Below are 22,108 nucleotides of genomic sequence, written 5' to 3' on the forward strand. Positions count from 1 at the left end.
CGGACTGTAAATCCGCTCCTTCGGGTTCGGGGGTTCGAATCCCTCCCCTTCCATAACCTTAACTACGGGCATAGTTTAAAGGTAGAACTAAGGTCTCCAAAACCTTCAGTGTGGGTTCAATTCCTACTGCCCGTGTTTTAAAATTATGGCGGGTGTGGTGAAGTGGTTAACACACCAGATTGTGGCTCTGGCATGCGTGGGTTCGATCCCCATCACTCGCCTATTTTATATTATTGGGGTATAGCCAAGCGGTAAGGCAAGGGACTTTGACTCCCTCATGCGTTGGTTCGAATCCAGCTACCCCAGTTACTATTTGCCGGCGTGGCGGAATTGGCAGACGCGCTGGACTCAAAATCCAGTGTCCGCAAGGACGTGCCGGTTCGACCCCGGCCGCCGGTATAGTAATAAAGACAAGGTTTTAGGACCTTGTCTTTTTTTTCTCTGTTTTTGTTGAGTTACCAATTTTTTCCATTTTAAAATAAATCGTCAAGTTTATTAGCCAATGTTTTCTGTTTGCTAGGGTACAAATGAGAATAAGTATCAATTGTTGTAGTAATAGATGCGTGTCCTAATCTTTCTTTGACAACAAGATAATCTTCTCCTTGATTTATAAGTAATGATGCATGAGAGTGTCTCAAATCATGAATTCTTATTTTCTTTAAATCTTTATCCCTTTCTAGTATTTGCTTAAACTTCTTATCAATCATATTTTTTGTAATTGTTATTGGTGTACTCTGTATTATTTGTAGTTCGTCTGTATTTTTCGTAAATTCCTCAAGTTTTTCTTTTTGTTTTACTTTCCAATCTATTAGCATTTCTGCTAATTTCTGATTTATTGTTATATTTCTAGTTCCTGATCGTGTTTTTGTTGTATTAATGTAGCTTGTATTATTGACAAAGTATACCGTTTTGGTAACGTATATCGTATTTGTTAAAAGATTTATATCATTCCAGTTCAATGCGAGGATTTCTCCCATTCTCATTCCAGTAAAGAAAGCAATTACGAAAAACAGGTCATAGCTTATTTCATCATCTCGAATAAATCCTCTAAATCTCGTGAATTCTTCTATACTCCAAAATTGAATATCAGGCTTCCTAATTGGTAATTTTCTCAGATTCTTAACTGGATTTTTATCAATGAGAGATTTTCTTATACCAGTATCAAAAATTTTTTTAAGTAGAATTAGAACTTTATTAATTGTATTATAGCTTAAAACTTCATTTTCATTTTGTTTTTTAGTTTTTGTTTTTAGGTATTCACGAAATTCGAATATATGGTCATACGTTAATTTATTTAAATTTGTATTTTTAAAATAAGGCTTAATATGACGTTCATAATTGTTTCTTTGTGTAGTTGTGTAGCTTACTTTTCTGCCATTTTTCAAATCATCTTCTTCAAGTAAGTCGAATAACATATCCGTTGTCACTACAAAGTCAAATTGTTTTTCTTTTAATTCTACAACTCGAATATGTTGTTCTAGTTCTAGGGCTTCCTTTTTAGATTTCAATCCTTTTCGAATGATACGTATTCTTTTTTGTGTGACGGGGTGGAAACCATTAGAAACATCAACGGTCCATTTACCACTTTTAGTTTTACGAATAGTCATTCATTATGCTTCTTTCTGGAGTTCAATTCCTAGTAGTTCTTCAGCGACACTGGCTGGAATTGTACCAATCCGTTTGTTATCGTAGATGTTAAAACCACGATTCACTAATAGTAATTTGCCAGTATGGATAATCTTTCTTGCAGTTCCTGGAGCAAATCCAAGTTCGATAAGGTCATCTTTTGTTACAGTTTTAATCATGTGATCTCCTTTTCTAATAAGATTAAGTAAGGGGAGGATTAACTCCCCTTGTCTAATACTTATTTTTGTTTTACATCTACTAAATGGATAGCATCCGCCTTGTAATACATCGTTGAACTAATCATAGTGGCTTGTAAATTGTCAAATGTAACTGGTACTTGATCCATCGCTTGGATATAGTCATTATCGACTAAAGCTTCTGGATTGTCTACTGAGACTTGGGTTGATTTCTTTTTGAATTGTCCATCCTTGATAGTTATATTGTATTTCCAACCAATGATTTTATCGGTATTAAAACGTCTTTCGCTACCATCTCGGTTTTTGATAATTTCTCCGTTTGCATCTTCTCGGACTTCTGTTTCAAATTTTGGAATAACTTCATCCAATTCAAATTTTGTTCCAATGTTATTAAAATTCCAGTCATTTTGTGAAAGCATTTTTGCCATAGTTAATTTCTCCTTTTGATATTTTCTTTGATTGTAGGGATTAAATCCTCTCTTTTAAAGAGAATTGCCCTTTCTATTAATCCACTTGCTAAATCTGGTGGATATTCCATATTGTTGAGTGCGAGATAGTTAGATTTCTCATACTCATGCAGTAAGTTATTTTCGTATAGAAATTTATACGCTTTTAGAATAGCCCCTGAACCTTTATAGGTAAACCATTCTAATTTTTGTTCTAGTTCTGTTTTTGGTTTTGAAATAATGATAGAGATAGGTTTTGAGTGACCTAAAAACTTTTCCCAAGATCTCAAAGGTTTTGAGAAATGGCTATCACTATAGAATCTTACTTTTTCTTTGAGATATCCCTTGGTAAAGTTGAGGAGGTCTATTTCTGAATGCAACCATTCTTGAATGAAGTAGTGAGCTTTTTCTTTCCTAAGTTCTAACTCAGTTCTTATCCAATTTTCTATAAAACGCTTGCTGATACCTAGCTTCTCAGCTCGTTCTAAGCGCTTATCGTAAATTCTAAGTCTTTCATCATCATTGGGTTTTCTTAAATATAAGGTCTGGCCGATTGTTTCATCTCCGTAGGTATTGTAGTAGGTGCTTTTTCCATATATAAAGCGTTTCTTCTGACAGTTCTTTAGAAGCTGATTAGGAGTGAAATAGGGAGTTTCATTAAAATCATCTATAGCAATATCAATTCGTCTGATTGAAAAACGATTGTAATTGTAGTAGAGATTGTTTAGAAACTGTCTTTCGGTCAGGCCATTTGGATCTAATACCATATCTCTATAGAATTCGAGTGCCTGTCCTGACATGACAAGCATGTAGGACGACTCTTTCGATCCATAGTAGATACGGATGTTCCCATAATGAAGCTGGCTATCATAGTTATAGTATTTAAGGCTCCCCTTATTCTCAATAAATAGGTCAAAGTCAAGAAATAGAATGTCTTCGATTATTTCTCTTGGCGAAAATTCAGTCTTATCAAACTGAATTTGAATCCAGTCAAATACAGAACGTAAATGCTCATTTTTTGCCATAGATTTTGATTCAACTTTTTGCCTAATTTTGCCACCCTTAAAATCTCCAAAACCCTTGGGAATACTGAATTATTTCGATGGTACACCTAACTTGCAGAGGGTGGTGTTACTACACACCCTTTCGGTCAAAAATGGTCCGTCCGCATCTACGCTCGTTTTCGGCTTTCTGCCTCATGGCTCAGCCGAAAATTCGCTATTAGCCGAACCTATTTTTTGACCTCTTCTGAACAAACCCTAGTAAGCCGGTTTGCATCGACTCTTCAATATCTTGGATTTTCTTTTTTAGATTGGCATTCTCATTTTTTATCAGTCGTATTTCTCGCTTAAATTCCTGTTTTAAGGCGCTCAGTTCATCATAGAGCTCATCTATTACTTGGTTTAGGAGTTCTTGTTCATTGTCTGCTAGACTCCCAAATACGGCTTGTATAGCCTCTTTTAGACCTATTTCAAGTTTTAGGTTAGCTAACTTTTGAAATTGTCTAAGGTCTTCGTCTGTAAAGTCATAGGCAACTGTATAACTTAATTGATGAGTTCTTGGATTTCTACTGATAGGAATTTTAATTTTCTTAAATTCCTTGCCACTTATCTCTTTAATCAGTTGGATCCAATTTTTAAGAGTAGAGGTAGAGTTTAGGCCAGAAATTTGATTGACTAACTCTTTATTGGTCATCTTTTTGTGAAACCTCCGAAATTTTTTTGTGCAACTGAGGAGTTTTCTGTGGTATAATTGTTACATAATATGTTTTGATCTTGGAACGAACGGCACATTTGTTTCAAGATTTTTTTATTTTGTCGAATCTTACCTCCTTAATTAAAATTTTTAAAATCGACTACTAATTACATACGCTTTTACCCCCTTTTATGCTATAATATTCTCAATGGAATATTTAATCTCAAAATAAATATTCCTTATGGAATAATTCTATTTTATACCGTTTAGAATATTTTGTCAAGAAAAAATATACGAATAAGAATATCTATAGGAGAATTATGTATACAGAGGATTATAAATTTTCAGAGAGGTTAAAAACTCTCAGAAAATCAAAAAAGTTAACTCAAGTACAAATATCGGAATTAATTGGAGTTCAACAAGGGACATATTCTCGGTGGGAGAATGGAACGTTAGAACCAGGATTAGAATTCGTTGTGAAATTAGCAAATATCTTTGGTACTACTACAGATTATTTGCTGGGACAAAAACCTTATTCAATTATCAGTAGTTTACCTCTAGAACAATTAGATCTTACCAATATTGCAAACTTTTCAAAGGATGAGTTTGATATTTTGAAACATTCAATAGCAGTTTCGGTGGCAAGAAATAAAATAAAGGCAACAGAACTAAAAGATAGAGTTATAGAAAAAAATCAGTTGTCAGAAAAAGATGCAGAACTTTTGAATAAGATTTTTGAAGAAGTTAAAACTTATTGGGAAAAATAGAAGGACGCTAGTCTTCAAAATTTCCTCTCAAAATGTGTCTAAAATATTAACGGAATTCCATATAAAGAGGTTTATGATTATTTTAATGCAGATTGATGGTTTGTTTTTTAGATTTTAAATTCACCATAGGTGCTAGTATTATTTATCATAATGCTTGACACCGCTTTTAAGTGGGAGTACAATAATATTGAGGGCAGGATGGCTTATCTCTTTTATTTAGGAGGTGTCCAATATGCAAATCTATTTTATTTATTCTATTTTCTTTCTATTATCACTTGTAGTTCTAGCTTATCTTATTAAGTTACTCATTGCTCATTTAAAAAGAAACTAAGTAACATTTTGCCCAAATAGTAGTTATTTGGGCTACTTGGGTAAGGAACTGAAAAAACGATTGGAAGCCAAGGGAATAGACTTTTTGACGCCGATTCGTAAAAATATGAAAGGAGCAGCTGAGCACAACAATCCTGCTATCCTGGCAATCCGAAGGACCATCGAAACTCGGATCTCTGTCCTAAATGCATTGTTTAACATTGAACATCCGCTTGCTCGCTCTTTAGCAGGTTTGCAATTAGAGATCGAACGGGCTATTTTGGTCTATAATTTAGGATTTTTTATCAACTAGCAACACGGGTATTATATATGATAGATTTTGATTTTAAAGGAGGATTTATGAATTTGAAAGGTATAATCTTCGATATGGATGGAGTTATAGTTGATACGGAGTACCAAGATTTTCTAATACAGAAAGATTTTATCAAACACCTTAATCCAAAATCTAGTTACGAAGATTCTGAGCTATTGGTATTAGTTGGTAAATCATATTTTAATCTTTATAGGCTTTTACAGCAATTTATTGGGAAACAATATGATATAAAAACTATAGAAAAAGAATATGCTTCTTTTAGTGATGAGAGATATGAAAAAATTGATTATTCTTTACTTTTTAGAAAAGAAATTCTAAAAATTATTGACTATGCATTGAAAAACGGAATCAAATTAGCTGTAGCATCATCATCAAAATATGAGCATATTAATGAAGTTTTAGAAAGGTGTGACATAAAAAAATATTTTGATGTCATCGTTAGCGGAGAGAATTTTGTAGAAAGTAAGCCAAATCCGTCTATCTATTTAACAACGCTACATAAGTTAGAATTGCAAGCAGAACAATGTATTGCAATTGAAGATTCATACTCTGGAATTGAATCTTCAACTAGCGCCGGAATTGCAACTATTGGTTATTATGATAGCCGATTACCATTTTTTAATGACAAAGCGCAATGGAAAGTTGAAAATATGAAAGAAGTTTTACAAATAATAGAATCACAGAGTCTTTGAGTTGAAAGGCGATGAGGTTCTTGAGGACGTTAGAAAGAAATAAACTTGTTTCATAACGAAATTTAAGGTAACAGCGAACCGCTGAGTGTGTAGCTTTGTTGGTAAAAACGTAAATATTTTTGAGCGAAAGGTATTATGAAGTCACTGGAAACAGTGGCTTTTTGATATTAGTAGGGATGTATTATAGTAACCAATCAAGTTGAGATAGTTGCTTTGATACTAATACATTTTATTTTAATAATGAAGTTTATTACTATAGACACTTGATAGATATGTAAACTAACTACGATACCTCTAATTTTTAACGGACTATAGTTTAATTTGTTTTTTCTGTACTTGATAAGCGAAATCGAATCCCAAGGAAGTCCTTGAACTACCAAACTCCGTATCAAGTTTTTCTGAGTCAGGTGAAATTGTCTAGCTTAATTTGACAAATGAGATAACTAAGAAATAAGATTATCGACTCACTATTTATGGAAGTAGTTATTTAAGTGAGAAAGATGAGTTACAAAAAAGTTACCAAAATTTGAAAAAAGAGTCTATTTTGCAAGATTAAAAAGTCGCTATTTTACTGATGAAGTAAAAAATATTGGTATTACAGCGAAACACAAAAAAGAATACAGGACAAACAAATTCCTGTATTCTTAAAATAACTTAGAGCAGCTTTAACAAAACATCGACTAATATGATTATAGTGCAAATTATTTTTCCGATTTTTTCATGTTGCTTGAACAATTTTTCAGAGAAAAGAATCAATACAAGCGCAACACAGATCAACACAGTGCTTAAAGTTTGAGTAGTCATGGTACATACTCCTTTCGTTATTTTGTTGATCCAGTAAATAAGTTGAATAGTAATTATCTAATTTTCAAACATATCCATCTGCCCTGGTAAAGCCTTTGTTCTTTGATTATTAATCGGTATCTCTATCTATCTTTATTATAGCACAAATATCCTTATTAAACCGATAAATGCAATTTTTTTATAGACTGCTACTATTTACTTTATTTTCTCCTGAAATTGAGTTTTTACCTGGTATTGTTTTACTTCCGATTAGAGATAACAAATTTATCAATGAATAGTAAGTTATATAATGCAAGTACAAATCCCCAGGAACTACCCTGAAGAGAAAATTCTTGATGATTAAGAGGAAGAAACTCCTGGTTTCCTATATGGATGCATATCAAAATAACAAATAGAATCCAAAATAAATCAGTCCATTTATATTTTGAAAAATATTTTTTTTGCAATTTTTTTAGCATAAGAACACCTTCTTTCTTTACTACATTTTTATTATACAATAAAATGTAAGCGGATACAAATAAAAAGGAGGATTGATCTTATGAATGAAAAAAACGTACATATTTTATTTGTGCAAGTATTATTATTTCATCTATAATTTTGGGACTCTTTATTTATAAAGGAATTTATGACGGATTTAACGTTTTGGGTCAATTTATACACGATGGCCTCAGGATAATTAGTAGTAATATTAGTAATATTAGTAATACTAGTAGTATTAGGTAGTTAATAGTAATAGAATTTAAATAAAAAACGGGAATTTAGTGAATGCTGATTGCCGTTTTTCCATATGTTTAAGGCGGTAACAATATGCTTAATGTGAAAATTTTTTATATATTTTTCTTTTTGATCTTTGTCGAAACTACAGGCTTGTTGTTGTTGAAAAACGGTCTTGAAAGAGGTTATTTAGATACAGGAGCTATCATCCTTGCAGTTTTTTCATTTGCTTTCTACAACCTATGTTCATTCGGTTGGGTCTACTTTACAATAAAAAACCATAAAAAATAAATAGGACAAATTGGAGGCTAACACCTCCGATTTTTTTGTATGCAGACCTCGAATTTTCGTTTTTTCATGCAAAAATAGCGCATTCTCGTTGCTGACACAGCAATTCTGAGAGTTTTTCAGAACATTTTGCGACCTATCAACTATGAAGAATCCTTAAAAAATAAAATAATTGTCTCACTGTTTATGGAAGTAGTTATTTAAGGGAGAAAGATGAGTTACCAAAAAGTTACAAAAATTTGAAAAATGAGTCTATTTTGCAAGATTCAAAAGGCTTAAAACCCTATTAAATCAAGGTTGTAAGATTTAAATAATGTAGTTATTGAACTCAAAATCCAGTGTCCGCAAGGACGTGCCGGTTCGACCCCGGCCGCCGGTATAGTAATAAAGACATGGTTTTCGGACCTTGTCTTTTTTGTTGAACAATTTATTAAAATTTCACTAAAAAAGGTCTATACCATTTACAAATTGTTTTGAAAGGTTTATAATGTAATTGACATAATAAATACTAGATTATTTCTTAAGGGGGTTATCATTATGCCTAAGTATATTAAAGCTGATCAATTTTTCTATCCACATGGTATTCGTCGTGGAGGTTATTTGGAACTTATTGATGGTAAATTTGGTAAGCATGTTGAAGAGATTTCTGAGGATGCTGAAATTTTAGATTATTCTGGTTATAGCATCGCACCTGGTCTTGTTGATACACACATTCATGGTTTTGGTGGTGTCGATGTTATGGATAATAATATTGAAGGGACTCTTCATACGATGAGTGAAGGTCTTCTTAGCACAGGTGTTACTAGTTTCCTACCAACTACACTAACTTCATCATACGAACAATTGCTGGCTGTTACTGAAAACATTGGTGCACGCTATCAAGAAGCATCTGGTGCTAAGATTCGTGGTATCTATTTTGAAGGGCCATATTTTACTGAGGAATTTAAAGGAGCTCAAAACCCTGCTTACATGAAAGATCCTCGTATGGATGAGTTTCGTGCATGGCAGAAGGCTGCTAATGGTCTTCTTAATAAAATTGCTCTTGCACCTGAACGTGATGGGGTTGAGGACTTTGTACGTACTATTACTGGTGAAGGTGTAACTGTTGCTCTGGGTCACTCTAATGCTACATTTGATGAAGCTAAAAAAGCTGTTGATGCCGGAGCTAGTGTATGGGTTCACGCCTATAATGGAATGCGTGGCTTAACACACCGCGAACTTGGAATGGTTGGTGCTATGTATGAGTTACCACATACTTATGCAGAATTGATTTGTGATGGTCATCACGTGGATCCTAAGGCTTGCGAAATTCTTCTTAAACAAAAGGGAACTGAAAATATTGCCCTTATCACTGACTGTATGACAGCAGGTGGTTTGCAAGATGGAGATTATATGTTAGGTGAATTTCCGGTTGTAGTTGCAAATGGAACTGCTCGCCTTAAATCTACAGGTAACTTGGCAGGATCCATTCTCAAACTTAAAGATGGTTTGAAAAATGTCGTTGAGTGGGGAATTGCAAATCCTCATGAGGCAGTCATGATGGCTAGTCTGAACCCAGCTAAATCAGTTCATATCGATGACGTCTGTGGACAAATTCGTGAAGGCTACGATGCAGACTTTATCGTGTTAGATAAAGATTTGGAATTAGTAGCAACTTATCTAGATGGTGAAAAACGTTATCAAGCATAATCTAAAAAGTAGAAACGATTTTCGTTTCTTCTTTTTTTAAATAAATTTGTTATTTATTTCACAAATTACTTGATTTTTATATTGAAAAGGCTTACAATCATGATATAAATAATACAAATAAAAAAGCGGAGGATTGCTTATGAAAGCTTATACTTACGTTAAACCAGGCCTTGCGTCATTTGTTGATGTTGACAAACCAGTTATTCGTAAGCCAACAGATGCTATTGTGCGTATCGTTAAGACTACTATTTGTGGTACAGACCTTCATATTATTAAAGGGGATGTTCCTGCTTGTAAGAGTGGAACTATCCTAGGACATGAAGGAATTGGTATTGTAGAGGAAGTCGGAGCAGGAGTTTCAAACTTCAAAAAGGGTGATAAGGTTTTGATTTCTTGCGTTTGTGCATGTGGCAAGTGTTACTATTGTAAAAAAGGAATCTATGCTCACTGTGAAGACGAGGGTGGATGGATTTTTGGACATTTGATTGACGGTATGCAAGCAGAATATCTTCGTGTGCCTCATGCTGATAATACTCTTTATCATACTCCAGCTGACTTGTCTGATGAAGCTTTGGTTATGTTATCTGATATCTTGCCAACTGGCTATGAAATTGGTGTCTTAAAAGGGAAAGTTGAGCCTGGTTGTAGTGTAGCTATCGTTGGTTCAGGGCCAGTTGGATTGGCAGCTCTCTTGACGGCACAATTCTATTCTCCAGCTAAATTGATTATGGTGGACCTAGACGATAATCGCTTGGATACTGCAGTTTCTTTCGGTGCTACTCATAAGATTAATTCTTCAGACCCTGAAAAAGCAATTCAAGAAATTTATGATTTGACAGATGGTCGAGGTGTAGATGTCGCTATTGAGGCGGTAGGAATTCCTGCAACGTTTGATCTCTGTCAAAAGATTATCGGTGTAGACGGAACAGTAGCCAACTGTGGTGTGCATGGTAAACCAGTTCAGTTTGATTTGGACACTCTTTGGATTCGTAACATTAATGTTACTACTGGATTGGTTTCTACCAATACAACTCCTCAGCTTTTGAAAGCCTTAGAAAGTCATAAAATTGAACCTGAAAAATTGGTAACTCATTATTTCAAACTTAGTGAAATAGAAAAGGCCTATGAAGTATTTAGTAAGGCCGCCGATCATCATGCGATTAAAGTGATTATTGAAAACGATATTTCAGAAGGCTAATCTTGTTTTTAAATCCAGTTATTCGTTTTTGAATAGCTGGATTTTTTGAAAATGTTATATAATTCGTGAAAATGAGCAAAATTCTTTCATTGTTCTCAAAATTTCGCTATAATATACGGTACAAAGGAAGTTAAACTATGTATCGAGTTATAAAAATGTACGGAGATTTTGAACCGTGGTGGTTTATAGAAGGCTGGGAAGACGACGTCATTGCGAGCAAAAAATTTGATAACTATTATGACGCCTTGAAATATTATAAGTCTTGTTGGTTTGAGTTAGAAAAGGAGATTCCCCTTTACAAAAGTAGAGGAGACTTGATGACTATTTTTTGGGATCCAGAAGATAAACGCTGGTGTGAAGAATGCGATGAATTTCTTCAGCAATATCATTCCTTGGCTTTGTTGGAAGATGGTCAAGTCATTCCAGATGAAAAATTTAGACCTGGTTACGAAAAGCAGACTGGTTTAGAAATCCACCGTACTTGTCGCATAAAAAAAGAAGAAACAACTTTTTAATGAAGTTGTTTCTTCTTTTTTATATTTTCTTCGAATAATAAGAATGAGGAGGAAGATATGGTACAAATACTTGCACAAGAATTGATTACACTGGCCAAAAAACAGGGAGCTCAGGACATCTATTTTATTCCTAAAGAAAAGATTTACGAGCTACATATGCGAGTTGGAGATGAGAGACATTTGATTAACACCTATGACTTTGAAAAGTTGGGGGCTGTCATTAGTCATTTTAAGTTTATTGCGGGGATGAACGTTGGAGAAAAACGCCGTAGTCAGCTTGGTTCCTGTGATTATCAGCATGGAGATAAGGTTTCTTCATTACGCTTATCGACGGTGGGAGATTATCGTGGTCATGAGAGTCTAGTTATCCGGCTTTTGCATGATCAAGAACAAGAGTTGCTCTTCTGGTTTCAGGACCTTAAGGAACTGGAAAAGGGCTTTAGGCAACGCGGGCTTTATCTTTTTGCAGGCCCCGTAGGAAGTGGTAAAACTACTTTGATGCATGAATTAGCCAAGTCATTGTTCAAGGGACAGCAAGTCATGTCTATTGAAGACCCAGTAGAAATTAAGCAGGAAGAGATGCTGCAATTACAGCTCAATGAAGCTATCGGACTGAGCTATGAAAACTTGATAAAACTTTCCCTACGACATCGTCCAGATCTTTTAATCATTGGAGAAATTCGAGATAGTGAAACAGCCCGTGCTGTTGTACGAGCTAGTCTGACAGGTGTCACGGTATTCTCGACAATCCATGCCAAGAGTGTTCGTGGGGTTTATGAGCGCCTCTTAGAACTTGGTGTCAGTGAAGATGAACTTGCAGTTGTTTTACAAGGTGTTTGTTACCAGAGACTAATCGGAGGAGGAGGAATCATTGATGTTGCAAATGGAAATTATCAAGAACACCAGGCAGAAAAGTGGAATGGACAAATTGACCAGCTTCTTAAAGAAGGACATATCACTGCCCTTCAAGCTGAAACGGAGAAAATTAGCTACCAGTAAGCAGAAGAAAATCATCACTCTCTTTAACAATTTATTTTCGAGTGGTTTTCATCTGGTAGAAATCATTTCCTTTCTAGATAGAAGTCTCTTGTTGGAAAAGGAATATGTATCGCAGATGCGACTAGGACTTGCGCAGGGAAAGTCTTTTTCGGAAATGATGGGTCATTTAGGTTTCTCGAGTGCGATTGTCACGCAACTTTCATTGGCTGAAGTTCATGGAAATCTCCATTTGAGTTTGGGGAAAATTGAAGAATATTTGGATAATCTTGCTAAGGTCAAGAAGAAGTTAATTGAAGTTGCGACCTACCCACTTATTTTGCTAGCTTTCTTACTGCTCATTATGATGGGTTTGCGAAATTATCTCTTGCCTCAACTGGATAGTAGCAACATAGCTACCTTAGTGATTAGCAATCTACCACAGATTTTTCTTGGGATTACTCTAACACTAAGTCTTGCATCTTTAACAGGACTGATATTTTACAGAAAATCTAAGAAGATACAAGTCTTTTCTTTTCTAGCTAAAATTCCCTTTCTAGGTGTATTTGTTCAGTATTATCTGACGGCCTATTATGCTCGAGAATGGGGTAATATGATTGGTCAAGGTCTGGAGCTATCACAGATTTTTCAGATGATGCAGGAGCAAGGAAATCCTCTTTTTAAGGAAATCGGACATGATTTATCCCTGTCCTTGCAAAATGGGCATGAATTTTCTATGGTTGTGCGGAATTATCCTTTTTTTAGAAGAGAGTTGGGACTAATCATTGAATATGGAGAGGTCAAGTCCAAGTTGGGAAGCGAATTGGAAATCTATGCAGAAAAAACGTGGGAATCCTTCTTTACTCGAGTTAATCGTACTATGAACTTAGTTCAACCCCTGGTCTTTATTTTTGTAGCTCTGCTAATCGTTTTATTGTACGCAGCTATGTTGCTGCCTATGTATCAAAATATGGAGGTAAATTTTTAGATGAAAAAAATGTTGATGAAATTAAAGAAAGCCAAGGCAAAAGCTTTTACACTGGTAGAAATGCTAGTTGTATTGCTCATCATTAGCGTCCTACTCTTACTGTTTGTGCCAAACCTAACTAAGCAAAAGGATGCAGTGAATGATAAGGGGAAAGCAGCAGTCGTCAAGGTGGTAGAAAGCCAAGCTGAACTCTATACTCTAGATAAAAATGAGGATGCTAGTCTAAGTAAACTAGAGGCAGATGGACGCATCACTGCTGAGCAAGCAAAAGCCTATAAGGAATACCATGCAAAACAAAAGACAAGTCAAACAGTTGCGGATTAGGGCTTTTACCATGCTAGAAAGTCTATTGGTCTTAGGGATAGTCAGCTTGTTAGCTCTGGGTTTGTCAAGTTCAGTTCAATCCACTTTTGCGTGTGTGGAAGAACAGATTTTCTTTATGGAGTTTGAGGAACTTTATCGAGAAACCCAGAAGCGAAGTCTGGCTAGTCAGCAGAAGATCAACTTGATTTTGGAAGAGAGAAGTATTGGAAATGGCTATCAGAAATTAGCCATTCCAAAAGGAATTCAATTGCAGTCTAATCAATCAATTTCCTTTGACAAGGCTGGAGGAAATTCGTCTCTTGCAAGTGTGAGATTTCAAACAAGGAAAGAAGTAGTTCGCTACCAACTATATCTAGGAAATGGAAAGATTAAACGTATTCAAGAAGCAAAAAATTAAGGCGGTTATTTTACTGGAGGCAGTGATTTCACTAGCTATTTTTGCCAGTATTGCAACCCTCTTGCTGGGGCAGATTCAAGAAAGTAGACGACAGGAAGCAAGACTCTTAGAACAGGAAGAAGTTTTGCGAGTGGCTCGTATGGCTTTGCAGACTGGACAAAAGCAGTTGACGGTCAATGGGCTTACAGTTCATGTTGTATCGAATGAGCGAGGTTTGGAGGTGTATCATGGAACTGAAAAATTACTGGCGATTCAAGATAAGTAGAGTCAGAGCTTTTACACTTTTAGAATCCCTGGTTGCTCTTATTGTGATTAGTGGGAGTTTGCTCCTCTTTCAAGCTATGAGCCAACTATTGGTTTCAGAAGTTCGCTACCAGCAGAAAAGTGAGCAAAAAGAATGGCTCTTATTTGTGGATCAGCTGGAAGCAGAGCTGAATCGAGCCCAATTTGAAAAAGTAGAGAATGATAGACTTTACCTCAAACAGGATGGGAACCCCATTTCCATGGGGAAATCAAAGTCAAATGATTTTCGAAAAACAGATGCCAGTGGACGTGGCTACCAGCCGATGGTTTACGGTCTGAAATCAGCTCATATTTACCAAAACGGGCAAAATGTCCATTTTAATTTTCAGTTTGAAAAGGGACTAGAGAGGGAGTTCATCTATCGTGTGGAAAAAGAAAAAAGTTAGAGCTGGAGTTCTCCTTTACGCGATTACTATTGCTGGAATTTTTAGTCTCTTGTTACAGTTTTATCTGAATCGACAAGTGGCTCATCATCAGGATTATGCACTGAATAAAGAAAAACTTCTTGCATTTGCAATGGCTAAGAGGACCTATGAAAAAGCTAGTTCTGAGAGTGGTCAGCAGTCATTTGATGCAGGAAAGGCAACTTATCGTAATGACCAAAAAGGATTTACAGCGATTGTTGACACCGGAAAAAAACAGTTTGATTTTCACTTTTCTCCTTTGAAAAAGACTGACGACAAGACGAAGAAAACAGAAAAAAAGTCAAAAGAAGAAAGCGAGAAGAAAAAAGAAGAACAGGTAAAAAATGAGACCACCGAGACATCTGAAGTTGCATCATCTAAGAATGACAAGACATAGATTATCAGATTTGTAGAATCTAGTTTAAGTGGTGATGTTGGACTCAGTGGGTTAGGACGAGGTTTTTGTCTGAAATCATGCTATAATAGATACATATGGAGGACGGAATATGTCAAGTGTAAAATTGTATCTAGTACGTCATGGGAAAACAATGTTTAATACAATCGGTCGTGCTCAAGGTTGGAGTGATACTCCCCTAACAGCTGAGGGAGAACGAGGTATTCATGAATTGGGGATTGGTTTGCGGGAATCAGGTTTAACCTTTGAACGTGCTTATTCAAGCGATTCTGGGCGGACCATTCAGACAATGGGAATTATCCTTGAAGAACTTGGTTTGACTGGGCAAATTCCTTATCGCATGGATAAGCGAATTCGTGAATGGTGCTTTGGTAGTTTTGATGGTGCTTATGATGGAGACCTTTTTATGGGTATCATCCCTCGAATCTTTAATGTAGATCATGTGCATCGTTTGTCCTATGCAGAGTTAGCTGAAGGTTTGGTAGAAGTGGACACAGCAGGTTGGGCTGAAGGTTGGGAAAAACTAAGTGGTCGTATCTGGGAAGGTTTTGAAGCCATTGCCAAGGAAATGGAAGCTAATGGGGGAGGGAATGCTCTCGTAGTCAGCCATGGAATGACTATTGGAACCATTGTTTATTTAATCAACGGCATGCATCCGCATGGCCTTGATAATGGAAGTGTGACGATTCTCGAGTACCAAGATGGTCAGTTCTCGGTCAAAATTGTTGGCGACCGTAGCTACCGTGAAATTGGACGAGTTAAGCTAGACGAGCAAGCTAGTTCAGAACAATAAAATTCAGCACTAAATTTAGAAGAATTTTTAAAGGATTGATAGAATGCTAATGTCGTGCTTGCACAAGCTTCTGAGAGCTGAGTGCTTTGACAATAGCATTCTTTTTTGTTAGAATAGCATCAACATGAAAGCATAAGAAGGGACTGACAGAGTTGTCGTTCCCTTTTGTCTATCTTAGAAGGGGGAAATATGCTGTTTCAGAAAATAAAAGCCTATAAATGGCAGGCTCTAGCTTCCTTAATTATGACAGGTCTAATGGTAACGAGTTCACTCTTGCAACCACGTTATTTGCAGAAAGTTTTAGAGGCACTGCTAACAGGTGATAATGAAGCTATTTATCATATTGGTTTTTGGTTAATCCTTGTTGCCTTGATTGGTTTGATTGCAGGTGGCATCAATGTTGTGTTAGCCGCCTACATTGCTCAAGGAGTCTCGTCAGACTTACGGGAAGATGCCTTTCGTAAGATTCAAACTTTTTCATACGCCAATATTGAGGAATTTAACGCAGGGAACCTTGTTGTTCGTATGACCAATGACATCAACCAGATTCAAAACGTAGTCATGATGACCTTCCAAATTCTCTTTCGACTACCACTTTTGTTTATCGGTTCCTTTATTCTAGCAGTTGTCACCCTACCTTCTCTATGGTGGGTGCTAGTTCTCATGGTCGTTCTGATTGTTGTCATAATGGGTTTTATGATGGGAGTGGTGGGACCACGCTTTGCAAAATTCCAGACCTTATTGGAGCGTATCAATGCCATTGCTAAAGAAAATTTGCGTGGTGTGCGCGTGGTTAAGTCTTTTGTCCGAGAAAAAGATCAGTTTGATAAATTTACGCAGGTGTCAGATGAATTATTGGGAGAAAACCTTTATATCGGTTATGCCTTTTCTGTTATGCAACCTGCAATGATGTTGATTTCTTACGGGGCTGTTTTTCTCTCAATCTGGCTTGTAGCAGGTATGGCAGAGTCAGATCCATCAGTCGTTGGTTCCATTGCTTCCTTCGTGAATTATCTGAGTCAGATTATCTTTACTATCGTTATGGTCGGATTTTTGGGGAATTCAGTTACTCGTGCCATGATTTCCCTTCGTCGTATTCGTGAAATCCTGGATACAGAACCGGCTATGACTTTCAAGGATGTGGAAGATGAAGAATTGGAAGGAAGTCTCAGTTTTGAAAATGTAACCTTCACCTATCCAAATGATGAAGAACCTATCCTAAAAGATGTATCTTTCGATATTGCAGCTGGTGAGATGGTTGGGGTTGTCGGAGCAACTGGTGCAGGTAAATCAACCTTGGCTCAGTTGATTCCACGACTGTTTGATCCTCAGCAAGGTTCGATCAAAATTGGTGGAAAGGACATTCGTACAGTTAGTGAAGGGACACTTCGCAAGACAGTCTCTATCGTTCTACAAAGAGCCATTCTCTTTAGTGGAACCATCGCAGATAATCTCAGACAAGGAAAGGGAGATGCGACAGTTTCAGAAATGGAACGCGCAGCTCGTATTGCCCAAGCGAGTGAATTTATTAGTCGCATGGAATTGGCTTTTGAAAGTCCGGTTGAGGAACGTGGAACTAACTTTTCTGGTGGACAAAAACAAAGAATGTCCATTGCGCGTGGGATTGTCAGCAATCCTAAGATATTGATTTTCGATGATTCAACCTCCGCCCTTGATGCCAAATCAGAACGTTTGGTCCAAGAAGCCCTCAACAAGGATTTGAAGGGGACGACTACGATTATCATCGCGCAAAAGATTAGCTCTGTTGTGCATGCGGATAAAATTTTAGTGCTTGACCAAGGGCGTTTGATTGGTCAAGGTAAGCATGCTGACTTGGTTGCAACAAACCCAGTTTATCGTGAAATTTATGAAACGCAAAAAGGAAAGGAGGAGTAGGATGAAGACATTTGAATTTTTTTGGAACTATTTTAAAGTTTACAAGATATCCTTTATCGTTGTCATTGCTATGATTATCATTGCAACGGTAGCCCAAGCCCTCTTTCCAGTATTTGCAGGTCAAACAGTCACAGAGCTGGCTAATTTGGTTATAGCCTATCAAAATGGAAATCCAGATATGGTTTGGCAAAGTCTCCTAGGACTCCTGCTCAATCTTGCCTATATTTTAATCGTTTTAGTAGTTTCTAGTCTTATCTATATGGTCTTGATGAGCCGCATTATTGCCGAATCTACAAATGAGATGCGTAAGGGACTTTTTGGCAAGCTTTCTCGCTTGACAGTTTCTTTCTTTGACCGCCATCAAGATGGTGATATCCTGTCACGTTTTACTAGTGATTTGGATAATATTCTCCAAGCTTTTAATGAAAGCCTTGTGTCTGTCATGACCAATATTGCCCTTTATATTGGCTTGCTGATTGTCATGTTCGCAAAAAATGTCACCTTGGCTTTAATCACAATTGCCAGCACTCCAATAGCTGTTATCATGTTGTTCTTTATCCTGAAGCTAGCGCGGAAATATACAAACCTCCAACAAAAGGAAGTTGGGAAGCTCAATGCTTATATGGATGAGAGTATCTCTGGACAAAAAGCAGTTATCGTTCAAGGTATCCAAGAAGATGTGATTGCTGGTTTTGTTGAGCAAAATGAACGGGTTCGAAAGGCCACTTTCAAGGGCAGAATGTTTTCAGGAATTCTCTTTCCTGTCATGAACGGAATGAGCTTGGTCAATACAGCAGTAGTTATTTTTGTCGGTTCAGCTGTATTATTGAATGATCAGAGTATCGAGACAGCAACTGCACTTGGTTTGATTGTCATGTTTACTCAGTTTTCGCAACAGTATTATCAGCCCATTATCCAATTGGCAGCGAGCTGGGGAAGTTTGCAACTGGCCTTTACAGGAGCGGACCGTATCCAAGAAATGTTTGATGCAGAGGAAGAAATTCGTCCTCAAGATGCTCCAATCTTTAACGAATTAAAAGAGGGTGTGGAGATTCGTAACGTAGACTTCTCCTACCTGCCAGGAAAACCCATTTTGAAAGATGTCAGCATCTCAGCTCCAAAAGGGAAAATGATTGCGGTAGTTGGTCCGACAGGTTCAGGGAAAACAACTATCATGAACTTAATCAATCGTTTTTATGATGTGGATGCAGGTAGTATCAGCTTTGATGGAACAGATATTCGTGAGTTTGATTTAGACAGTTTGCGAAGTAAGGTAGGAATTGTTCTACAGGATTCTGTTTTATTTAGTGGAACCATTCGAGACAATATTCGATTCGGTGTACCGGATGCTAGTCAGGAGATGATCGAAGCAGCTGCTAAGGCTACACACATCCATGACTACATCGAAAGCTTGCCAGATAAGTATGATACTTTGATTAATGATGACCAGAGCGTCTTCTCAACCGGTCAAAAACAGTTGATTTCCATCGCTCGTACCTTGATGACAGATCCACAGGTCTTAATCTTGGATGAGGCAACATCAAACGTTGATACTGTAACAGAAAGTAAGATTCAAAATGCCATGGAAGCTATTGTGGCAGGAAGAACTAGTTTTGTGATTGCTCACCGCCTGAAAACCATTCTCAATGCCGATCAGATTATTGTCCTTAAGGACGGTGAGGTTATCGAACAAGGAAATCATCACGAATTACTCAAGCTTGGAGGTTTTTACTCCGAACTGTACCATAATCAATTTGTCTTTGAATAATACTCTTCGAAAATCAAATTCAAACCACGTCAGCGTCCCCTTGCCGTATATGTGTTACTGACTTCGTCAGTTCTATCCACAACCTCAAAACTGTGTTTTGAGCAACCTGCGGCTAGCTTCCTAGTTTGCTCTTTGATTTTCATTGAGTATAAGCAAAAAAGTTGTCCTAATTTTGGGCAACTTTTTCTGATAAAAAAAATTTATCACGGACTTTAAAAAAACATATTAGACAGGTGTGGGGAAGGATGGTAAGATAAGATTATCAATGTAAAACGAAAGGAAATCAGTAATGGCAAGAACGGTTGTTGGAGTTGCAGCAAATCTATGTCCTGTGGACGCAGAAGGAAAAAATATTCATTCATCAGTCTCTTGTAAATTCGCTGAGAGTATTCGTCAGGTTGGCGGACTTCCTTTGGTGATTCCAGTTGGTGATAAGTCGGTTGTTCGTGATTATGTAGAAATGATTGACAAGCTTATCTTGACTGGGGGACAAAATGTCCATCCTCAGTTTTATGGTGAGGAAAAAACGATTGATAGCGATGACTATAATCTAGCTCGAGATGAGTTTGAGTTGGCACTTTTACAAGAGGCCCTACGTCAGAATAAGCCAATTTTAGCCATTTGCCGTGGTGTCCAGCTAGTTAACGTTGCTTTTGGCGGTACGCTCAATCAGGAGATTGAAGGTCATTGGCAAGGCCTACCTTTTGGGACTTCACATTCTATTGAGACAGTGGATGGCAGTGTAGTGTCTAAATTATTTGGTAAAGAAAGTCAAGTTAATTCAGTCCACCGTCAGAGCATTAAAGACTTAGCTCCAAATTTTCGTGTGACGGCTGTGGATCCACGTGACCAAACTGTTGAAGCAATTGAATCCATTGACGAACACCGTATTATCGGCTTGCAGTGGCATCCAGAATTCTTGGTCAATGAAGAAGATGGAAATTTAGAGTTATTTGAGTATTTATTGAATGAATTGTAACGACTAGAAACCTAGTCGTTTTTTTATTCATCGCTTACGAATTTTTATAGAGTCGCGTTTTTACGCAAACGTTTGAATTGTGATAAAAATTGGAAATTTTTAGTATAAAAACTTGAAAAAATTGTTAGTAAGCGTTATGATAGAAAAGAAGAAATTTTGGAGGAATACTATGTCACATATTAAATTTGATTATTCAAAAGTATTAGACAAATTTGTTGCACCACATGAAGTGGAATACATGCAAGCACAAGTTACAGCAGCAGACGAATTGATCCGTAAAGGAACTGGTGCTGGTAGCGACTTCTTGGGTTGGTTGGACCTTCCTGAAAACTACGACCGCGAAGAATTTGACCGCATCTTGAAAGCTGCTGAACAAATCAAAGAAGACAGCGATGTTTTGGTCGTGATTGGTATCGGTGGATCATACCTTGGTGCGAAAGCAGCTATTGACTTCTTGAACCACCACTTTGCAAACTTGCAAACCAAAGAAGAACGCAAAGCGCCACAAATCCTTTACGCTGGAAACTCAATCTCATCTACTTACCTTGCTGACTTGGTAGAGTATGTTGCAGATAAAGACTTCTCAGTGAACGTGATTTCTAAATCAGGTACAACAACTGAACCAGCCATCGCTTTCCGTGTCTTCAAAGAACTCTTGGTCAAGAAATATGGTCAAGAAGAAGCTAACAAACGTATCTATGCAACAACTGACCGCCAAAAAGGTGCAGTTAAGGTTGAAGCAGATGCTAACGGTTGGGAAACTTTTGTAGTTCCAGATGATATCGGTGGACGCTTCTCAGTATTGACAGCAGTTGGATTGCTTCCAATCGCTGCATCAGGTGCAGATATCAAAGCCCTTATGGAAGGTGCGAATGCTGCCCGTAAAGACTACACTTCAGACAAACTTTCAGAAAACGAAGCTTACCAATATGCAGCTGTTCGTAACATCCTTTACCGTAAAGGTTATGCAACTGAAATCTTGGTAAACTACGAGCCATCTCTTCAATACTTCTCAGAATGGTGGAAACAATTGGCTGGTGAGTCAGAAGGGAAAGACCAAAAAGGTATTTACCCAACTTCAGCTAACTTCTCAACAGACTTGCACTCATTGGGTCAATTTATCCAAGAAGGAACTCGTATCATGTTTGAAACAGTTGTCCGCGTTGACAAACCTCGTAAGAATGTGATCATCCCTACTTTGGAAGAAGACCTTGACGGACTTGGCTACCTCCAAGGAAAAGACGTTGACTTCGTTAACAAAAAAGCGACTGATGGTGTTCTTCTTGCCCACACTGACGGTGATGTACCAAATATGTACGTGACTCTTCCTGAGCAAGACGCCTTCACTCTTGGTTACACTATCTACTTCTTCGAATTGGCAATCGCCCTTTCAGGTTACTTGAATGCTATCAACCCATTTGACCAACCGGGTGTTGAAGCTTACAAACGCAACATGTTTGCCCTTCTTGGTAAACCAGGATTTGAAGAATTGAGCAAAGAACTCAACGCTCGTCTATAATAGAGCTGAAAAGAGTGGTTTTACCACTCTTTTTGCTTTTTCTTGAAAAGAGAAATTGGACTCTGGCAAGACT

24 protein-coding genes, 4 tRNA genes and 1 pseudogene are annotated in these 22,108 nt (G+C 37.1%); 23 read left to right on the plus strand and 6 right to left on the minus strand.

The features are described from left to right. Positions 1 to 64 precede the first annotated feature (64 nt). The 4 genes from AB2B50_RS04975 (at position 65) to AB2B50_RS04990 (ending at position 399) form a co-directional block, all read left to right on the plus strand. Positions 65 to 135, plus strand: a tRNA-Trp gene (locus AB2B50_RS04975). A 13-nt stretch (positions 136 to 148) separates the two neighbouring features. Then, a tRNA-His gene (locus AB2B50_RS04980) sits at positions 149 to 221 on the plus strand. 13 nt (positions 222 to 234) lie between these two features. Then, positions 235 to 306 (plus strand) — tRNA-Gln (locus tag AB2B50_RS04985). 9 nt (positions 307 to 315) lie between these two features. Continuing rightward, a tRNA-Leu gene (locus AB2B50_RS04990) sits at positions 316 to 399 on the plus strand. A 74-nt stretch (positions 400 to 473) separates the two neighbouring features. Here AB2B50_RS04990 and AB2B50_RS04995 read toward each other — a convergent pair. From AB2B50_RS04995 to AB2B50_RS05015, 5 genes are all read right to left on the minus strand, one after another. Next, entirely contained in the window at positions 474 to 1,607 is a 1,134-nt protein-coding gene (locus tag AB2B50_RS04995; RefSeq protein ID WP_320692972.1) for a tyrosine-type recombinase/integrase, read from the minus strand. Between the two features lie 3 nt (positions 1,608 to 1,610). Then, positions 1,611 to 1,805: a DUF3173 domain-containing protein gene (locus AB2B50_RS05000; RefSeq protein ID WP_000598356.1), complete on the minus strand. Its 195-nt coding sequence runs from the start codon at positions 1,803 to 1,805 to the stop codon at positions 1,611 to 1,613. 59 nt (positions 1,806 to 1,864) lie between these two features. Further along, the gene (locus AB2B50_RS05005; protein WP_320692971.1) at positions 1,865 to 2,251 is read right to left on the minus strand and encodes a hypothetical protein; all 387 of its coding nucleotides are present in this window, start codon (positions 2,249 to 2,251) and stop codon (positions 1,865 to 1,867) included. Positions 2,252 to 2,253: 2 nt separating this feature from the next. After that, positions 2,254 to 3,357, minus strand: a complete 1,104-nt coding sequence (locus AB2B50_RS05010) for a replication initiation factor domain-containing protein (protein WP_320692976.1) — start codon at positions 3,355 to 3,357, stop codon at positions 2,254 to 2,256. 133 nt (positions 3,358 to 3,490) lie between these two features. Beyond that, entirely contained in the window at positions 3,491 to 3,964 is a 474-nt protein-coding gene (locus AB2B50_RS05015; protein ID WP_023027534.1) for a hypothetical protein, read from the minus strand. A 320-nt stretch (positions 3,965 to 4,284) separates the two neighbouring features. On the opposite strand from AB2B50_RS05015, the gene AB2B50_RS05020 reads away from it, so the two are divergent. The 4 genes and pseudogenes from AB2B50_RS05020 to AB2B50_RS05035 form a co-directional block, all read left to right on the plus strand. Next, a complete protein-coding gene (locus tag AB2B50_RS05020) occupies positions 4,285 to 4,731 on the plus strand; it encodes a helix-turn-helix transcriptional regulator (RefSeq protein WP_006147801.1) in 447 nt (148 codons plus the stop codon). Positions 4,732 to 5,089: 358 nt separating this feature from the next. Further along, positions 5,090 to 5,353, plus strand: a complete 264-nt coding sequence (locus tag AB2B50_RS05025; protein WP_006155666.1) for a transposase — start codon at positions 5,090 to 5,092, stop codon at positions 5,351 to 5,353. Positions 5,354 to 5,400: 47 nt separating this feature from the next. Beyond that, positions 5,401 to 6,066, plus strand: a complete 666-nt coding sequence (locus AB2B50_RS05030; RefSeq protein WP_003005418.1) for an HAD family hydrolase — start codon at positions 5,401 to 5,403, stop codon at positions 6,064 to 6,066. A 320-nt stretch (positions 6,067 to 6,386) separates the two neighbouring features. Next, positions 6,387 to 6,497, plus strand: a pseudogene (locus AB2B50_RS05035) (IS30 family transposase); the annotation flags it as partial. A 612-nt stretch (positions 6,498 to 7,109) separates the two neighbouring features. Here AB2B50_RS05035 and AB2B50_RS05040 read toward each other — a convergent pair. Next, positions 7,110 to 7,316, minus strand: a complete 207-nt coding sequence (locus tag AB2B50_RS05040; RefSeq protein WP_025170143.1) for a hypothetical protein — start codon at positions 7,314 to 7,316, stop codon at positions 7,110 to 7,112. Between the two features lie 1,093 nt (positions 7,317 to 8,409). On the opposite strand from AB2B50_RS05040, the gene nagA reads away from it, so the two are divergent. The 15 genes from nagA to AB2B50_RS05125 all read left to right on the plus strand — a co-directional run bounded on the left by nagA (position 8,410) and on the right by AB2B50_RS05125 (position 22,035). After that, entirely contained in the window at positions 8,410 to 9,561 is a 1,152-nt protein-coding gene (gene nagA / locus AB2B50_RS05045) for an N-acetylglucosamine-6-phosphate deacetylase (protein ID WP_045762732.1), read from the plus strand. Between the two features lie 139 nt (positions 9,562 to 9,700). Continuing rightward, positions 9,701 to 10,759: a zinc-dependent alcohol dehydrogenase family protein gene (locus AB2B50_RS05050; protein WP_000649456.1), complete on the plus strand. Its 1,059-nt coding sequence runs from the start codon at positions 9,701 to 9,703 to the stop codon at positions 10,757 to 10,759. 137 nt (positions 10,760 to 10,896) lie between these two features. Continuing rightward, positions 10,897 to 11,274, plus strand: coding sequence for a DUF1033 family protein (locus AB2B50_RS05055; RefSeq protein ID WP_007555701.1), 378 nt, complete (start codon positions 10,897 to 10,899; stop codon positions 11,272 to 11,274). Positions 11,275 to 11,331: 57 nt separating this feature from the next. After that, positions 11,332 to 12,273, plus strand: a complete 942-nt coding sequence (gene comGA, locus AB2B50_RS05060; RefSeq protein ID WP_075227847.1) for a competence type IV pilus ATPase ComGA — start codon at positions 11,332 to 11,334, stop codon at positions 12,271 to 12,273. Continuing rightward, positions 12,194 to 13,237, plus strand: a complete 1,044-nt coding sequence (comGB, locus tag AB2B50_RS05065; RefSeq protein ID WP_080982622.1) for a competence type IV pilus assembly protein ComGB — start codon at positions 12,194 to 12,196, stop codon at positions 13,235 to 13,237. The genes comGA and comGB overlap by 80 nt, the downstream gene beginning before the upstream one ends. Then, entirely contained in the window at positions 13,238 to 13,561 is a 324-nt protein-coding gene (gene comGC / locus AB2B50_RS05070) for a competence type IV pilus major pilin ComGC (RefSeq protein ID WP_320692970.1), read from the plus strand. After that, the gene (gene comGD / locus AB2B50_RS05075; RefSeq protein ID WP_148130249.1) at positions 13,524 to 13,958 is read left to right on the plus strand and encodes a competence type IV pilus minor pilin ComGD; all 435 of its coding nucleotides are present in this window, start codon (positions 13,524 to 13,526) and stop codon (positions 13,956 to 13,958) included. The genes comGC and comGD overlap by 38 nt, the downstream gene beginning before the upstream one ends. After that, a complete protein-coding gene (comGE, locus tag AB2B50_RS05080; RefSeq protein ID WP_049529718.1) occupies positions 13,921 to 14,223 on the plus strand; it encodes a competence type IV pilus minor pilin ComGE in 303 nt (100 codons plus the stop codon). Before comGD ends, comGE begins: the two co-directional genes overlap by 38 nt. Continuing rightward, entirely contained in the window at positions 14,186 to 14,647 is a 462-nt protein-coding gene (comGF, locus tag AB2B50_RS05085) for a competence type IV pilus minor pilin ComGF (protein ID WP_049529719.1), read from the plus strand. Before comGE ends, comGF begins: the two co-directional genes overlap by 38 nt. Continuing rightward, positions 14,625 to 15,062: a competence type IV pilus minor pilin ComGG gene (gene comGG, locus AB2B50_RS05090; RefSeq protein WP_049529720.1), complete on the plus strand. Its 438-nt coding sequence runs from the start codon at positions 14,625 to 14,627 to the stop codon at positions 15,060 to 15,062. Before comGF ends, comGG begins: the two co-directional genes overlap by 23 nt. 109 nt (positions 15,063 to 15,171) lie before the next feature. Beyond that, a complete protein-coding gene (locus AB2B50_RS05095) occupies positions 15,172 to 15,873 on the plus strand; it encodes a histidine phosphatase family protein (protein WP_049529721.1) in 702 nt (233 codons plus the stop codon). A 189-nt stretch (positions 15,874 to 16,062) separates the two neighbouring features. Next, positions 16,063 to 17,769, plus strand: coding sequence for an ABC transporter ATP-binding protein (locus AB2B50_RS05100; protein ID WP_320692969.1), 1,707 nt, complete (start codon positions 16,063 to 16,065; stop codon positions 17,767 to 17,769). A gap of 1 nt (position 17,770) precedes the next feature. Continuing rightward, complete coding sequence (locus AB2B50_RS09720; protein WP_320692968.1) at positions 17,771 to 19,537, plus strand: ABC transporter ATP-binding protein; 1,767 nt, start codon at positions 17,771 to 17,773, stop codon at positions 19,535 to 19,537. Positions 19,538 to 19,826: 289 nt separating this feature from the next. After that, complete coding sequence (locus tag AB2B50_RS05120; protein WP_320692967.1) at positions 19,827 to 20,516, plus strand: gamma-glutamyl-gamma-aminobutyrate hydrolase family protein; 690 nt, start codon at positions 19,827 to 19,829, stop codon at positions 20,514 to 20,516. 169 nt (positions 20,517 to 20,685) lie between these two features. After that, on the plus strand, positions 20,686 to 22,035 hold the full coding sequence (locus tag AB2B50_RS05125; RefSeq protein ID WP_303943613.1) for a glucose-6-phosphate isomerase: 1,350 nt from the start codon (positions 20,686 to 20,688) through the stop codon (positions 22,033 to 22,035). Positions 22,036 to 22,108: the final 73 nt, after the last annotated feature.

It is taken from the genome of Streptococcus fermentans (genome assembly GCF_040888305.1).
Classification (GTDB): Bacteria; Bacillota; Bacilli; order Lactobacillales; family Streptococcaceae; genus Streptococcus; species Streptococcus fermentans.

What these genes read in the sequence shown, in the direction of transcription:
- comGB (WP_080982622.1), top strand. Translation starts at nt 12,194, where the DNA reads ATGGACAAATTGACCAGCTTCTTAAAGAAGGACATATCACTGCCCTTC.
- comGA (WP_075227847.1), top strand. Translation starts at nt 11,332, where the DNA reads ATGGTACAAATACTTGCACAAGAATTGATTACACTGGCCAAAAAACAG.
- AB2B50_RS05120 (WP_320692967.1), top strand. Translation starts at nt 19,827, where the DNA reads ATGGCAAGAACGGTTGTTGGAGTTGCAGCAAATCTATGTCCTGTGGAC.
- AB2B50_RS05020 (WP_006147801.1), top strand. Translation starts at nt 4,285, where the DNA reads ATGTATACAGAGGATTATAAATTTTCAGAGAGGTTAAAAACTCTCAGA.
- comGE (WP_049529718.1), top strand. Translation starts at nt 13,921, where the DNA reads ATGGAAAGATTAAACGTATTCAAGAAGCAAAAAATTAAGGCGGTTATT.
- AB2B50_RS05125 (WP_303943613.1), top strand. Translation starts at nt 20,686, where the DNA reads ATGTCACATATTAAATTTGATTATTCAAAAGTATTAGACAAATTTGTT.
- AB2B50_RS05030 (WP_003005418.1), top strand. Translation starts at nt 5,401, where the DNA reads ATGAATTTGAAAGGTATAATCTTCGATATGGATGGAGTTATAGTTGAT.
- AB2B50_RS04995 (WP_320692972.1), bottom strand. Translation starts at nt 1,607, where the DNA reads ATGACTATTCGTAAAACTAAAAGTGGTAAATGGACCGTTGATGTTTCT.
- AB2B50_RS05050 (WP_000649456.1), top strand. Translation starts at nt 9,701, where the DNA reads ATGAAAGCTTATACTTACGTTAAACCAGGCCTTGCGTCATTTGTTGAT.
- comGD (WP_148130249.1), top strand. Translation starts at nt 13,524, where the DNA reads ATGCAAAACAAAAGACAAGTCAAACAGTTGCGGATTAGGGCTTTTACC.
- AB2B50_RS05015 (WP_023027534.1), bottom strand. Translation starts at nt 3,964, where the DNA reads ATGACCAATAAAGAGTTAGTCAATCAAATTTCTGGCCTAAACTCTACC.
- nagA (WP_045762732.1), top strand. Translation starts at nt 8,410, where the DNA reads ATGCCTAAGTATATTAAAGCTGATCAATTTTTCTATCCACATGGTATT.
- AB2B50_RS05100 (WP_320692969.1), top strand. Translation starts at nt 16,063, where the DNA reads ATGCTGTTTCAGAAAATAAAAGCCTATAAATGGCAGGCTCTAGCTTCC.
- AB2B50_RS05000 (WP_000598356.1), bottom strand. Translation starts at nt 1,805, where the DNA reads ATGATTAAAACTGTAACAAAAGATGACCTTATCGAACTTGGATTTGCT.
- AB2B50_RS05055 (WP_007555701.1), top strand. Translation starts at nt 10,897, where the DNA reads ATGTATCGAGTTATAAAAATGTACGGAGATTTTGAACCGTGGTGGTTT.
- comGC (WP_320692970.1), top strand. Translation starts at nt 13,238, where the DNA reads ATGAAAAAAATGTTGATGAAATTAAAGAAAGCCAAGGCAAAAGCTTTT.
- AB2B50_RS05095 (WP_049529721.1), top strand. Translation starts at nt 15,172, where the DNA reads ATGTCAAGTGTAAAATTGTATCTAGTACGTCATGGGAAAACAATGTTT.
- comGF (WP_049529719.1), top strand. Translation starts at nt 14,186, where the DNA reads ATGGAACTGAAAAATTACTGGCGATTCAAGATAAGTAGAGTCAGAGCT.
- AB2B50_RS05005 (WP_320692971.1), bottom strand. Translation starts at nt 2,251, where the DNA reads ATGGCAAAAATGCTTTCACAAAATGACTGGAATTTTAATAACATTGGA.
- AB2B50_RS09720 (WP_320692968.1), top strand. Translation starts at nt 17,771, where the DNA reads ATGAAGACATTTGAATTTTTTTGGAACTATTTTAAAGTTTACAAGATA.